The sequence below is a fragment of the Granulicella sp. dw_53 genome (assembly GCF_018449545.1).
GTDB lineage: Bacteria > Acidobacteriota > Terriglobia > Terriglobales > Acidobacteriaceae > Edaphobacter.
Genome location: NZ_JAAVUR010000027.1, coordinates 1 through 13,351, shown reverse-complemented (window position 1 = coordinate 13,351; position 13,351 = coordinate 1). Strand labels below are relative to the sequence as shown.

The 13,351-nt window shown below is 61.0% G+C and carries 10 protein-coding genes; 5 read left to right on the top strand and 5 right to left on the bottom strand.

The window, feature by feature from the left end; translation table 11 throughout:
* Positions 1 to 6: 6 nt before the first annotated feature.
* Positions 7 to 1,293: a rod shape-determining protein MreC gene (gene mreC / locus HB393_RS24060; RefSeq protein WP_213807769.1), complete on the bottom strand. Its 1,287-nt coding sequence runs from the start codon at positions 1,291 to 1,293 to the stop codon at positions 7 to 9.
* Between the two features lie 188 nt (positions 1,294 to 1,481).
* Here mreC and HB393_RS24055 point away from each other — a divergent pair, with 188 nt between their 5' ends.
* Entirely contained in the window at positions 1,482 to 2,111 is a 630-nt protein-coding gene (locus HB393_RS24055; RefSeq protein ID WP_255551568.1) for a cytochrome P460 family protein, read from the top strand.
* A 164-nt stretch (positions 2,112 to 2,275) separates the two neighbouring features.
* Here the strand turns inward: HB393_RS24055 and HB393_RS24050 are convergent, their stop codons facing one another.
* Positions 2,276 to 3,406 carry an esterase gene (locus HB393_RS24050; RefSeq protein WP_213807768.1) on the bottom strand — a complete coding sequence of 377 codons (1,131 nt, stop codon included), beginning with the start codon at positions 3,404 to 3,406 and terminating at the stop codon, positions 2,276 to 2,278.
* A gap of 39 nt (positions 3,407 to 3,445) precedes the next feature.
* Between HB393_RS24050 and era the strand changes: the two genes are divergently transcribed.
* Positions 3,446 to 4,495 (top strand): GTPase Era, encoded by a 1,050-nt coding sequence (gene era, locus HB393_RS24045; protein WP_213807767.1) that lies wholly within the window; start codon positions 3,446 to 3,448, stop codon positions 4,493 to 4,495.
* Positions 4,496 to 4,571: 76 nt separating this feature from the next.
* Positions 4,572 to 4,850: a DUF4242 domain-containing protein gene (locus tag HB393_RS24040; protein ID WP_213807766.1), complete on the top strand. Its 279-nt coding sequence runs from the start codon at positions 4,572 to 4,574 to the stop codon at positions 4,848 to 4,850.
* A 12-nt stretch (positions 4,851 to 4,862) separates the two neighbouring features.
* On the opposite strand, the gene HB393_RS24035 is transcribed toward HB393_RS24040, so the two are convergent.
* The 3 genes from HB393_RS24035 to ald form a co-directional block, all read right to left on the bottom strand.
* Complete coding sequence (locus HB393_RS24035; protein WP_213807765.1) at positions 4,863 to 6,254, bottom strand: sigma-54 dependent transcriptional regulator; 1,392 nt, start codon at positions 6,252 to 6,254, stop codon at positions 4,863 to 4,865.
* Positions 6,251 to 8,755: an ATP-binding protein gene (locus HB393_RS24030; RefSeq protein WP_213807764.1), complete on the bottom strand. Its 2,505-nt coding sequence runs from the start codon at positions 8,753 to 8,755 to the stop codon at positions 6,251 to 6,253. The genes HB393_RS24035 and HB393_RS24030 overlap by 4 nt, the downstream gene beginning before the upstream one ends.
* Before the next feature lie 70 nt (positions 8,756 to 8,825).
* Positions 8,826 to 9,938, bottom strand: a complete 1,113-nt coding sequence (ald, locus tag HB393_RS24025) for an alanine dehydrogenase (RefSeq protein WP_213807763.1) — start codon at positions 9,936 to 9,938, stop codon at positions 8,826 to 8,828.
* A 219-nt stretch (positions 9,939 to 10,157) separates the two neighbouring features.
* On the opposite strand from ald, the gene HB393_RS24020 reads away from it, so the two are divergent.
* Positions 10,158 to 11,177: a rod shape-determining protein gene (locus HB393_RS24020; protein WP_213807784.1), complete on the top strand. Its 1,020-nt coding sequence runs from the start codon at positions 10,158 to 10,160 to the stop codon at positions 11,175 to 11,177.
* 865 nt (positions 11,178 to 12,042) lie between these two features.
* Positions 12,043 to 13,329, top strand: a complete 1,287-nt coding sequence (locus HB393_RS24015) for an acetamidase/formamidase family protein (protein WP_213807762.1) — start codon at positions 12,043 to 12,045, stop codon at positions 13,327 to 13,329.
* Positions 13,330 to 13,351 lie beyond the last annotated feature (22 nt).

Here is a 13,351-nt window from a genome sequence, read left to right as displayed (position 1 = left end):
AGGAGGTTATTGGTTCTGATCGGTCTGGGGCGGGGTGGTGGTGCGAGGCTTCCTGGCCGAGGGGGCGGGCTCGGATTGCTCAGGCGGAGGTGGGGTAGAGGATGGCGTTGTGGCAGGGCTTGCTGAGCCGGGAGTCAGATCGGCTGCGGAGGGCGTGGAGCCCGGGGAGTAGCGGTCCGGGTGGAGGGTGGGGAGAGGACGGGGAACCTTGCCGACTGGATCGGCCGTAACGACCGTTGCCTTGGGGTCGGTCGGGGCGTCGGGGTTGTTGGCGTCGTGGAGGCTGGGCAGGCGGTCAGCGACGATCTGGGTGGCGGACTTAGCCTCTTCGGCGGCCTTCAACTCGGCTGCATGGGCCGCGGCCGCGAGGGCCTGGGCCTCGGCGGTGGCAGCGCCCACGGCTAGATCCTGCTTCGCCTGGGGTGGAAGCTCGGTCTGGGTGGCGGTGATGATGAGCACCTCTTCCAACTGCGAGAGGTTGGCGGCGGGATGGACGCGGATGGTGGTGTAGGGCTGGTGGTCGGGGTCGGGCGCGACGGACTCGATGGTGCCGACGGCGAGGCCGCGGGGGTAGACCTGATCGCCACCGGAGGTGAGGACGATCTCGCCGGGCTTGATGCGGGAGTCGGCGGTGAGGTTGTTGATGACGATGCGTCCGGTGGAGGTGCCGCGCAGGATGGCGCGGATGTGGGTGCTGGAGAGGATGACGCCAGCGCCGGAGGTCTGATCGTCGATGAGGAGGACCTGAGCGGTGTGGGGAAAGACGTCGCGGAGTTTGCCGACGATGCCATCGGGCGTGATGACGGCCTGGTCGGGCTTGAGGCCGTCTTCCCTGCCCTTGTCGATGTAGATGACGCGGGAGAACTCGGTGCCGCTGGTGCCGATGACCTGCGCGGCGACGGTGCGGGCGACGTAGTGCTGCTGGAAGGCGAGGAGGGCCTGGAGGCGATGGCCCTGGATGGCGTCCTGGGCGATGGCAGCCTGTTGGATACGCATGTCGGCGAGTTGATGCTGGAGGGCTGCATTCTGCTGGCGGGTGTTGCGGAGATCGATGTAGTTGGACCAGCCGAAGCGGACGTTGTGGCCGATGCCGAGGAAGAACCGCTCGAACGGAGTGACGATGGAGACGACCCAGTAGCGGACGAGCGAGATGCTGTGTGGATCTGCGGACGAGACTGTCTCGGAGCCGGAGACGACGGGGCGGCGGACCTGGACGGCGAGGCCGATGGTCTGCGCGAGCAGGACCGCGACGAGGATCAGCGGATTTTTGAAACGTGCGAAGAAGGAATCCATGCTGCGTGAAGCTATTATCGGCGAGATGACGCCCTGGCGGGGAGCCGATGGGGTGATGGTCTTGCGTCCCCGGCGCGTAAACAGTGGATTTCTGCGTAGAAAAGAAGATTTCGTTGGGAGCGAGGAGAGTTCTCGGAGAGAATGGCAGCAGATCCCGATACTTTCAATTTTTCTGTGGAGATGATGCCTTGACTCGTTGGCTGATGCTGATGTCGTTTGTGCTGGCCGGCGTGCAACCGGCGGTGAAGAAGGCTATCCCAGCTCCGGCTGTGCCTGCGGATGCACCGAGCTATACGGCGGATGGGCAGATGAAGTTTCCTGCGGACTACCGGGAGTGGGTGTTTCTGACCTCGGGACTGGATATGAGCTACAACCCGAAGGCGACAGCAGCGACGCACTCGGTGTTTAACAATATCTTCGTCAATCCTTCGGCGTACCGTGTGTTCGTGAAGACGGGGACGTGGCCGGAGGGGACGATGATCATGCTGGAGCACCGCGGGGCGGAGGGGAACCACTCCATCAACGTGCGAGGGCTGACGCAGGCGCAGGATGTGACGGGGACGGAGATTCACGTCAAGGACTCCGCGCATATGAAGGGTGGATGGGCCTTTTATAACTTCAAGGACACGGGGAGCGCGAAGCTGATCGAGCGTCCGGCAGCCTGTTATACGTGCCATGAAGAGCATGCGGCGGTGGATACTACGTTCGTGCAGTTCTATCCGACGCTGATGGATGTGGCTAAGGCGAAGGGTGTTTTGAGTGCGGCGTACTTGAAGGAGATAGAGGCGAAGACTGCGCCTGCTGAAGGTGGTAAGTAGCGGCTTATATGTCTTCACGAAAGTTAGTGGCGCTTCGAACAAACCGCGGGTCCTTCGACTGCGTCTCTCACGATGAGACTGCGAGAGACTTCGCTCAGGATGACAAATTTTTCCCCAACTTGTCTCTTTTTCTGAACAGCCGCGACTTCTGAACGACCCACGACTTAGTGCGTGGCTGGTTGGAAGAGGAGTGGCGCGAACTGGGTGAGGTTTTCGCGCCAGACGAGGGCGGTGTGGCGGCCGGGGGTCTCGATAGGGGTGACCGGCATGTTTTTGGTCTTGAGAAAGGCTACGAACTTGCGGTTGGGGGTGATGAGGTCGTCCTCGGTGCCGCAGGAGACCCAGAGGAGGCGGAGGTTGGCGGCTTTGGGGTCGAGGGTGGCCATCGTCGTTGCGAAGTCGAGGCGCTGGATGGCGGAGCTGAGGCCGAGGACCCAGGCGAACTTGTCGGTGTTGGCGAGGCCGATGGTGAGGCTTTCGAGACCGCCCATGGAGAGGCCGGCGATGGCGCGGTCCTCCCGCTTGCGCGAGACGTTGTAGGTGGACTCGACCTGGGGCAGGACTTCGGTGAGGAGGGTCTGGGAGAAGAGCTGGGTGTTGCGGTCGATGATGGCAGTGTCGTTCCAGACCTTGAAGGATTTGGCGAAGGATATATCGCCGTAGCCGAGGGGCATGACGACGATCATGGGCTTCATCTTGCCCTGGGCGATGAGGTTGTCGAAGATGATGTCGGCCTGGTTGATGGCGGTCCAGGCGGCAGCGGTCTGGCTCCAGCCGTGGAGCAGGTAGAGGACGGGGTAGGGCTTCTTGGCGTTCGCGCTGTAGCCCGGCGGAGTGTAGACATAGTAGCTGCCCTGGTTGGCGGGAAGGCCGACGACGACCCTGGTGTTGTAGGTGTGGTGGTTGACGGCGCCGTGGGGGACGGCGGCGATGTCCCAGGGCATGGGGGTGTCGGCGGGGACCTCGACCTCGGCTCCCTGGTAGAAGAGGTTCGGGGTGATGTTGAAGTTCCAGGGATCGAAGTGGGGGCGGTCCTCGACGTCGATGCGGTAGGCGTAGATCTGGGGGGCGAGCGGGGGCGTGGTGGCGGTCCAGAGGCCGGTGGCGTCCTGAGCCATGGGAAGGGGCTTGGGGAGACCGTCGAAGGCGACTACTACCTTCTTGGCGTTGGGGTCCTGGTAGCGGAAGGTGATGGTGTGGTCGGGGTTGACCTGGTGCGAGTCAATCGAGGTCTGGGCCTGGAGAGACAGGCAAAGGAAGACCGTAATGAGAGAAACCGCAAAGGAATGGCGCATGGCGACCAGTGTAAACGAGTGGGCAGGAGATAATGGGGGATGGCCTTTCGTTCTGGATTTGTCTCTATCATTGGCCGGCCCAACGCCGGCAAGTCAACGCTGCTGAATGCCCTGCTGGGGCAGAAGCTGGCCATCGTCACCCATAAGCCGCAGACGACGCGGACGCGCATTCATGGGGTGCTCGAGGTGCCGCTGAAGAAGAAGGGCAAGGGAGAGCCGGGACATCCGGCGGCGCAGGTGATTCTGGTGGATACGCCGGGGGTGCATAAGCCGGATACGCAGCTCGACCGCAGGATGATGCAGGAGGTCCACGATGCACTGGAGAGCCGCGATGCGGTGCTGTTCATTGTGGATGTGACGCATCGGCTGGCGAAGGTTTCGGCTGAAGGCGAGGGCGTGAAGGCCACGGGGCGGATGGCGATGAGCGCGGCGGAGGACGACTTCGCACTGGCGCTGATTCAGAAGCTGGATTGTCCGGTGATTCTGGTATTAAACAAGATGGACGCGGTGCGGAAGGAAGAGCTTTTGCCACTGATGGCGCATTGGGGGAGTCTGCATCCATTCGCGGATGTGATTCCGATCTCGGCGCGGAAGAAGGAAGGTCTGGAGCTGCTGCTGGATAAGGTCGTCGGGCAGTTGAAGGAGGGGCAGCGGTACTTTCCGAAGCATCAGTTGACGGATCAGCCGGAGAGATTTCTGGTGGCGGAGCTGATTCGAGAGAAGATCCTGATGCTGACGGGCGAGGAGGTTCCTTATGCGACGGCGGTGGTGATCGAACGGTTCGAGGAGCCGGCTTCGATGAAGAAGATGAAGGACGGCAAGCTGCCGGTGACGAAGATCGCCGCGGCGATCTTCTGCGAACGGACGGGGCAGAAGGCGATCCTGATCGGCAAGCAGGGCGAGATGCTGAAGAAGATCGGAACCGCGGCGCGGAAGGATATCGAGAGCCTGCTGGGGACGCGGGTGTTTCTGGAGCTGTTTGTGAAGGTGCAGGAGGAGTGGCGGTCGAGCCGCGGGTTTGTCGAGGAACTCGACTGGCGGCGGCAGTTGGAGTTGATTGCGGAGAAGCAGGCTTCGGAGGAGAAGTAGGGCTTCCTGGTTGGCTGCAATCCCCTGCATATCAGGGTTTATGCTATGCTCCTCGCCGAAAAGGAGGGGACATTTTATGCCCAAGTTTGTGATTGAACGGAACATGCCCGGTCTCGGCAAGCTCACTCCAGAGCAGTTTCTTGCGGCCTCCCAAACCTCGTGCGCTGCGATCCGCGAGGTAGGCCCTCAGGTCCAGTGGGTCGAATCCTTCGTGACCGACGACAAGATGTATTGCATCTACATTGCACCGGACGAAGCCGCGGTTCGGCAGCATGCGAAGCTGGGCGGCTTCCCTGCCGACTCTATTTTGCTGGTTCGCAGAATGATCGATCCTACGACTGCGGAACAGGCCTGAGGGCTTAGCCCACTACTCTTTGACGCTGACTCCGAGGGCCTTCATCTTGCGGTAGAGGTGACTGCGTTCTAGGCCGAGAGACTCGGCGGCTCGGCTTACGTTGCCGTGGCATTCGTCCAACTTTTTGAGGATGTAGTCGCGTTCGTAGGCTTCGCGGGCCTGGAGGAGGCTGGTGAACTCTTCGGCTCGTGCGGGCTTGTTGTTGCCGTCGCGGGCGGGTTCGCGAAAGACGAGCATTGGCAGGTGTTTGCGCTCGATGCGTTGCGTCTTGGGGTTGAGGATGAGGACGCGCTCGACGAGGTTGCGCAGTTCGCGGACGTTGCCGGGCCAGTGGTACTGGCGGAGAGCGGCGAGGGCGTCTTCTGTCATCTCGACGTGGGGACGGCCGTACTGCTGGCCGAACTCGTGGAGGAATTCTTTGACGAGGAGAGGGATGTCCTCCTTGCGGTCGCGTAGCGGCGGTACGAAGAAGGGGATGACGTTGAGACGGTAGAAGAGGTCTTCGCGGAAGTTGCCGCGGGCTATCTCCTCTTCGAGGTCCTTGTTGGTGGCGGCGATGACGCGGACGTCGACGTGGACGGGATGGGAGGCCCCGACGGGATAGAAGCGCTGTTCGTCTAGGGCCCGCAGGACCTTGGCCTGGGTCTTGAGGCTCATGTCGCCGACCTCATCGAGGAAGAGGGTTCCGCCGTCAGCGCGTTCGAAGGTGCCCTTCTTTTCGATAGGACCACTGGAGCCAGCGCCGGCGGGAACCGCTCCGTGACGGTAGCCGAAGAGCTCGGACTCGATGTAGTCCTCGGGGATGGCGGCGCAGTTGAGCTCGACGAAGACACGATCTTTGCGGAGGGATTCGGCGTGCATGGCTCGGCCGATGAGTTCTTTACCGGTCCCGGACTCGCCGAAGATGAGGACGCGACCGTTGGTGGGAGCCATGAGCTTGATCTGCTGACGCAGCGCCTTCATGGGCACGGACTGGCCGGTAACCTTTCCCTTCACCGAGAGCTGGCGGGCGAACTCCTGGTTGTCCTCGCGCATGCGGCGGGCGTTCATCGCGTTCTTGAGTACGATGAGGGTGCGGTCGAGCGAGAGCGGCTTTTCAAGGAAGTCGTAGGCGCCCAGTTTGGTAGCTCGCACCGCGGCCTCGATGGTGCCGTGACCGCTGATGATGACAACCTCCGGGACGTTGGCGCTGTCGAAGGTGCGGATCTCGCTGAGCGCATCGAGGCCGTCGCGGTCTGGAAGCCAGATATCGAGCAGGACGACGTCGTAGGCTGCATCGCGGAGCAGGGTGAGCGCCTCGCCAGCGGTGGCGGCGGTGGTAACGACGTAGCCCTCCTCCCGGAGGATGGACTCGAGCGACTCGCGTATCTCGGCTTCGTCGTCGACGATGAGGACATGATTCATTGCGGGACCTTGGTGTTTGAATCGGCGGTGGTAAGGGTCGCGAGGTCGGGAGACTCATAGTCGACGGTGCGTCGCCGTAGCAGTGGGGATGTAGTAGCAGGAACCTGATCTGGATCACCATCTGAGATGGCCGCAGGTTTCAGCTCGACGATAAACTTTGCTCCCGCAGGCTCGTTCTTCTCGGCACGAATGGTGCCCTGATGCTCCTGGATGATCTTGGCGGCGATCGCCAGCCCGAGGCCGGTACCGCGCTGCTTGGTGGAGAAGTAGGGCAGAAAGAGACGCTCGCGCATCTCGTCGGTGAGCCCGGTTCCGGAGTCGGCTATCGTAAGCTCGACCATACCGTTTTCGAGCAGTTCGGTGGAGAGGCAAAGCTCACGGAAGAGGCTCTGTTGCATGGCTTCGGCAGCGTTGTCGACGAGGTTGCCGAGGGCGCGCTTGAGGGCTTCGGGGTCGGCGAGGACGAGGGGAAGATCGGGGGCGAGCTTGCGGACGATGCGGATGCTCTGCAGACGGCCTGCGAAGAGGGCGAGAGAGTTCTCGACGATGGTATTGAGGTCGGCTGGGCGAGGCCGAGCCGTGGGAAACTCCGCGAGCGCGCCGAACTGGTCGACGAGCGACCGCATGCTCTCGACCGAAGAGGTGATGACCTCGCTACAACGGCGGATGACCGCGACGGAGGGCGATTCGACGGCGTGCTCGGTGAGGGTGTTCGCGAGGCGATCGATGTGGCGGCGGATCTGCTCCGCGGAGAGGCTGATAGGAGTGAGTGGGTTCTTGATCTCGTGGGCGACGCGGCGGGCGACCTCCTTCCAGGCAGACTGCTTCTGCGCGTGGAGGAGCTCCGTCGCGTTTTCGAGGACGAGGACGTAGCCTTGGTGCTCGCGGCGAGCGACTGGGCCGGAGACCTCGAGGAGAGCAACGGTCGCGAGGAGATTGGTGGTGCCGCTGAAGCTTGCCTTCAGATCGGCGGTGGGATGGGTGAGCTCGATCTCGCCGGAGGCGGAGCCCATACGGTGGCTGCGCAGGATGAGGCGGTCCAGCACCTCGTAGACCTCGGCCGGGAAGACCGCTTCGATGGGCATGCCAAGGAAAGGGCGTTGTCCGCCAGGATCCATCATCTCGGAGAGGGCGCGGTTGGTGAGGATGATGCGGCGGCCTGGGTCGAGGGTCGCGACTCCGTTGGGAATGGTCTCGAGCATCGTTTCGAGCTCGCCGCGACGGGCTTCGAGGGCGGTATTGGCGGCGGAGAGCTGGATGGTGGAGCTCTCGACGGCGCGGCGGCTGTCTTCGAGGTCGGAGGCCATGTGGTTGAAGCTACGGACGAGCTCGCCGAGCTCCTGCGTGGCGCTCTCCTTGACGCGGTGGGCGTAGTCGCCGGCGGCGATGGCCTCCATCGCGTCTGCCAGCGCTTCGACCGGCTTGGTGACCTGCTTGGAGAGGTGCAGGGCGAGCCAACTGGAGGCGAAGAGGGCGAGGCTGGTCATCATGAGCAGCAGGATGGTGTAGAGGTAGCGGACCTGATTGCGGCTGCGGAAGACGGTCCAGTAGTCCTCCGCGGCGTTGCGCAGACGCGTCATGGTCGCGGCCATTCCGTACGGCATCGGAAGGCCGACGACTACGGTCGTTCCAGGCTTGAGCGTCGAGGCTCCGAGAGCGTAGTCGGTCTGGCCGATGGAGAAGACGGGCTGATCGCTGCGGCGGGCGGCGGTGAGGATGGCTGCGTCGGTGGAATCGACCTGTAAGCGGTTGTTGGTCGGCGCTGAATTCGATCCGTCGTCGTCGGGGTTGCGTTCCGACAGCCAGGGCTTGAGCTGCGCCATCGTGCCGTCGCGCTGCGGCATCTGGAGGGCCGTGATGGCGCGACCGTCGCTGTAGACGATGGCGAAGCCGTTCTGCAAGGTGATCTCGTGCTGGCGCAGGACAGCGTCGATCGCCTCCTGGTTGCGGCGGGCTGCGGAGAGTGCGGAGTGTTTGCCTGCTCGGACCGAGGGTGTCGAGATCGGGTTGGGGTTCTCCAGAGCGGGGAGAGTGGTTGCGATTGAGTCCGCTTCGGCGCGGGCGTTGGAGGTGGTGTAGCGCGCGAGCTCCAATGCCATGCTGTTGCTGTCTTCCCGCATGGAGGTAACAGGGCCGGAGAACCAGCGTTCGACTGCTCGGTTCATCAGACCGTAGCTGAAGGCGAACATGAAGACGATGGGAATGAGGCTGACGAGGACCGCTCCGACGAGCATGCGAGTGCGGAGACGAGCTCCCATGACGCGGCTGCGCTGGTCTGCGTAGAGCTTCAGGACGTTGCGGACGAGCAGGACGAGGACGGTAACGAAGAGGATGAAGGCGACGATCGAGAGACCGGTGAAGACGAAGATCTGCTGCGTTGTCGCTGGATTGAGGAATTTGATGTTGAAGGCGTTGAGAGCGGCGAGGGCCGAGATGAGCACCAGCAGGCAGGTGCCGAGGGCGATCGTGAACCCTTTTCTCCGATTCGAGCTTAAGGGCATGGCTTTTGCCGTCCTCCGTGAAGCGATTATAGGCGCGGCGTTGCGGTTGGGGCGCCGGGCTGCCGAGCCGCTAGACGAGTTCGGCGATGGGCTTCCATTCGCGCTGCTGGGCCGCGGCCACTGCGCCGTAGGTGAGGGTTCCGTCGAAGGTGTTGACTCCCTCGGCGATGCCTTTGTCCTCGGAGATGGCGGCTTTCGCTCCGAGGCGGGCGAGCTTAAGGACGTAGGGGAAGGTGGCGTTGGTCAGGGCCAGGGTCGAGGTATTGGGGACTGCTGCGGGCATGTTGGTGACGCAGTAGTGGACGACTCCGTTGACCTCGTAGGAGGGGTTGGAGTGCGTCGTCGGACGGGCGGTCTCGATGCAACCGCCTTGGTCGATGGCTACGTCGACGATGACCGCGCCTTTCTTCATCTTCGCGACCATGGCCTTGGTGACGATCTTGGGGGCGGCTGCGCCGGGGATCAGGACGCCACCGATGACCAGGTCGGCCTCCGAGGTGGCTCGCTCGATGTTGTAGCTGTTGGAGGCTACGGTGTAGAGACGGCCTCCGAAGATGTCGTCGAGCTCGCGGAGGCGGTTGAGGTTGAGGTCGATCAAGGTGACCTTGGCTCCCATTCCGAGGGCGATCTTCGCGGCGTTGGTGCCGACGATGCCTCCGCCGATGATGCAGACGTTGCCAGGAGCGACTCCGGGGACGCCGCCGAGGAGGACTCCGCGTCCGCCGTGCTCCTTCTCCAGGTAGGCGGCTCCGACCTGGACGCTCATGCGGCCGGCGACCTCGCTCATGGGGGTGAGGAGCGGAAGAGCGCCGGCGCGGTCGCGGACGGTCTCGTAGGCGATTCCGGTGACCTTCTTCTCCAGCAGAGCGTTGGTGAGGTCGGTGAGCGGCGCGAGGTGGAGGTAGGTGAAGAGAACGAGGCCTTCGCGGAAGTGCTTGTACTCCTTCTCGACTGGCTCTTTTACTTTGACAACCATCTCAGCGAGACGCCAGACGTCGTAGGCGGAGCCGACGATCTCGGCGCCCGCGGACTGGTATTCGTCGTCGGGGAAGGCGGAGAGAGCGCCTGCATCGTGCTCGACGAGTACGGTGTGGCCAGCTTCGACGAGAGCCTTTACGCCTGCGGGGGTTACGCCGACGCGGCTTTCGTGGTCTTTCACTTCCCTGGGTACGCCAACGATCATGTTCTTCTCCGAGACAATGTTCTTAGATTGTATCGAGATTGACGCGGAAGGGCTTTATGCCCTGAAAGTGTTACTTCGCATATGACTCCTGAGAAACGGCGAGCGTCCACAGGCCGTACAATACCGACTAAGACTGTCACCTTCTAGACCCGCTACCAGGAATGAACCCGCAGAATGTCTTCGAACAACTTTCAGATGCGTTACTCCCGCATACACAACATGCGGTCCCTCTTCAGCCTTTTCTCGAGCGATCTCGCGATTGACCTGGGCACGGCGAATACGCTGGTATTCGCACATGGCAAAGGAATCATCGTCAACGAACCGTCCATTATCGCAGTCAACAAACTAACCAACGAGGTAGAGGCGGTAGGCAAAGAGGCCAAGGAGATGCTGGGACGAACACCCGGCAATATCGTTGCCATCAAGCCTATGAAGGACGGCGTAATCGCCGACTTCCGGCATACGGAGAAGATGCTGAACTACTTCATCCATAAGGCTCACAACCGGAAGATGATGGTGCATCCGCGCATCGTGATCGGCGTGCCAAGCGAGATTACGCAGGTGGAGAAGCGCGCGGTCATGGACTCGGCGTACCGGGCCAAGGCGAGCGAGGTTCACCTGGTGGAGCAGGCGATGGTCGCCGCGATTGGCGCGGGTTTGCCTATCACCGAGCCGGGCGGAAACATGGTCGTCGACATCGGCGGCGGAACCACGGATATTGCCGTGATCTCGCTGGCTGGCATCGTCTATTCGCGGTCGGTCCGGATGGCGGGCAACCAGATGGACGAGGCCGTGATGACCTACCTGAAGCGGAAGTACAACCTGCTGATCGGCGAGCGCACCGCGGAGCTGATCAAGATCACGCTGGGTTCGGCGTTTCCGCTGGACAAGCCGATCATGATGGAGGTGAAGGGACGCAACCTGATCGAGGGCGTTCCGAAGACCATCACGATTGAGGACTCGGAGATCCGCGAGGCCTTGAGCGAGTGCATTGCGACCATCATCAACGCGATTCGCGTGGCGCTGGAGCGGACTCCTCCGGAGCTTTCGGCGGATATCTCCGACCGCGGCATCGTGCTGACGGGCGGCGGAGCGCTGATCAAGAACCTCGATAAGCGGATTCGCGAGGAGACGGGACTTCCGGTCTCCATTGCGGACGATCCGCTGGCCTCGGTGGTTCTGGGCACGGGCAAGATGCTCTCGGACTTCAAGCTGCTGCGTAAGATCTCTATCGATTAGTCCGGGGCCCCCTCCCCCCTTGACTGGGCGTAACCCGTTTGTATTCATGCGGATAGTGGCTTCGATGGCCGCTAAGTATGGCCAAGCAAAGGGGTTACGTCCAAATACGTGACAGGCTTCGAGTTAGTCTCCAAATTTGTAAAGAACGAGAGAAAAGCCCCGGTTATGGCCGGGGCTTTTTTCTGCTTCTGTTTTAAGTATATGGGTTTGACCGAAACTGGAGTGCCACTTTTATCTCTTTGGGGGTCAATGGGTTAGGTGGTTTTGGGGGTTGACATGGGATTTTGCTGGGGAAATTGCGGGGAAATAATTGGCATGAATATACTTCGCTTACCCACCGCCATCATTGAGGAGTGTCCGATTCTTCTTAGCTCCGCTTCCAGAAAAACCAGAACGCCAAGAAAAATATCAGTACGAGGGGGATTGTGAACCAAGTACCTCCGACCCCAATCGCACCAATTCCACTACTGTTGCTATTTTTTGTTGCAGCCAGAATTGCAACAAAAGAGATAAGCAGGAGCAAAACAGCAGCGACTCCCGCCGTCAGGACGGCAAAGCATCCGGATTTTAGAAGTCGTATGAGCATGGCAGAAAGACCTAGACAGATGTTCCCATTTGGGGATGGACGCTTTGCATCTCTATAAAGAGAATCCATCTAATCATGACTCATGGCGGGTTGGTCAAGTATATATATGCCAAATAATTTTCGGTCCGTTTCTTATGTATTTTGCACTCACTTCAGCGGCGGGGCCGTTCGGGATTCGGCTGGGATTGGGAAGCGTTGAATCGCAGGTCACTTCCGTTGTGCCGACTTTCCAGCACTAAGGAAAACGCGTAGCCTGCTAGAGATTCGAATGGAGAACGAATGCTTAAGCTGATTTGCGTGGTGACTCTCGCGTGCAGCATAGCGCCCGCGCAGGAGAAGTCCATCGCGGGCGATTGGATCGTCGATTTCGACTATCTCGGGAGCAAGATGTATGACCGCACCCTCATCCAGGACACGAACGGCAGTATTTCGGGTACGTTGCTCGGACAGCGCTTTGTAGGAACGCGGACTGGAACCAAGATTTTGTTCCGAGGGACGACGGGCGGTGCCGAGGGTGAAGCGACCCTTACGCGGGATGGCTTCCGAGGAAGCGAGATCATTCCTTCCGGACCGCAGGATCCACATCCATTAAGGCTGACGTTCGTCGCAACGCGCGTGCCACCACGTCCCTCTCGCCCACCGCTAACACATACGTTCAAGCCTTCCGTTTTCTATCGCAGTTTCTCAGCTTTGAATCCACCGGCCCTTAATATCGCGCCGGGCGATACCGTGAGAACCGAGACCGTAGACAATGCAGGTATTGACGGCGAGAACATTCGTCGCACGGCTGGTGGAGATCCGCAGACGGGTCCCTTTTACGTTGATTCGGCAATGCCCGGAGACGTCCTTGCGGTCCATATCCTCCGACTCACGCTTAACCGGGATACAGCCCAGAGTGATGATGTGATCTCTTACACTGCAATGAACCGTGACCTGGCGGTGATGACAAAAGACAACAAGAGCGCCGTAACGTGGCACCTCGACCGCAATCGCATGGTTGCGTGGCCGGAGGGCCGTAGTGGCCACCTATCGGCGTTTGAGGTGCCGCTGCACCCTATGCTCGGCGGGATCGGGACGGCAACGATCCCCGGCCCGCCTGCCCCGCCGACGTTCGATTCCGGAAACTCTGGCGGAAATATGGACTTCAACGAAGTGGGGGCTGGAGCGACGGTGTACCTGCCGGTTAATGTGCCGGGAGCGCTCCTTTATCTTGGTGATGCGCACGCTCTTCAAGGTGATGGTGAGCTTAACGGCGCTGCGCTGGAGACTTCCATGGATGTGGAGTTCTCGGTCGATCTCATACCTAACAAGAACATCAAGACCCCGCGAGTTGAAACTCCGGATTACATCGCGGCGATCGGCTTTGACGGCAGTGTCGATGGCGCTTTGAAAGCCGCTACAGACAGCATGGCCGACTGGCTTGCGAAGGACTACGACTTGACTGCCTCCGAAATCGGCCAGGTCTTGGGCGTAGCCGCAGAATACCGCGTCGCAGAAGTAGCAGATCGCAATGCCGGAGTCGCACTAAAAATCCGGAAGGACCTGCTGCTGAAATTAAAGAAGTAACTTAGATCGCACTCGTCTCTAC

Coding starts and splice junctions, on each gene's coding strand:
- mreC (WP_213807769.1), bottom strand. CDS start 1,293: ATGGATTCCTTCTTCGCACGTTTCAAAAATCCGCTGATCCTCGTCGCG.
- HB393_RS24050 (WP_213807768.1), bottom strand. CDS start 3,406: ATGCGCCATTCCTTTGCGGTTTCTCTCATTACGGTCTTCCTTTGCCTG.
- era (WP_213807767.1), top strand. CDS start 3,446: ATGGCCTTTCGTTCTGGATTTGTCTCTATCATTGGCCGGCCCAACGCC.
- HB393_RS24040 (WP_213807766.1), top strand. CDS start 4,572: ATGCCCAAGTTTGTGATTGAACGGAACATGCCCGGTCTCGGCAAGCTC.
- HB393_RS24035 (WP_213807765.1), bottom strand. CDS start 6,254: ATGAATCATGTCCTCATCGTCGACGACGAAGCCGAGATACGCGAGTCG.
- HB393_RS24030 (WP_213807764.1), bottom strand. CDS start 8,755: ATGCCCTTAAGCTCGAATCGGAGAAAAGGGTTCACGATCGCCCTCGGC.
- ald (WP_213807763.1), bottom strand. CDS start 9,938: ATGATCGTTGGCGTACCCAGGGAAGTGAAAGACCACGAAAGCCGCGTC.
- HB393_RS24020 (WP_213807784.1), top strand. CDS start 10,158: ATGCGGTCCCTCTTCAGCCTTTTCTCGAGCGATCTCGCGATTGACCTG.
- HB393_RS24015 (WP_213807762.1), top strand. CDS start 12,043: ATGCTTAAGCTGATTTGCGTGGTGACTCTCGCGTGCAGCATAGCGCCC.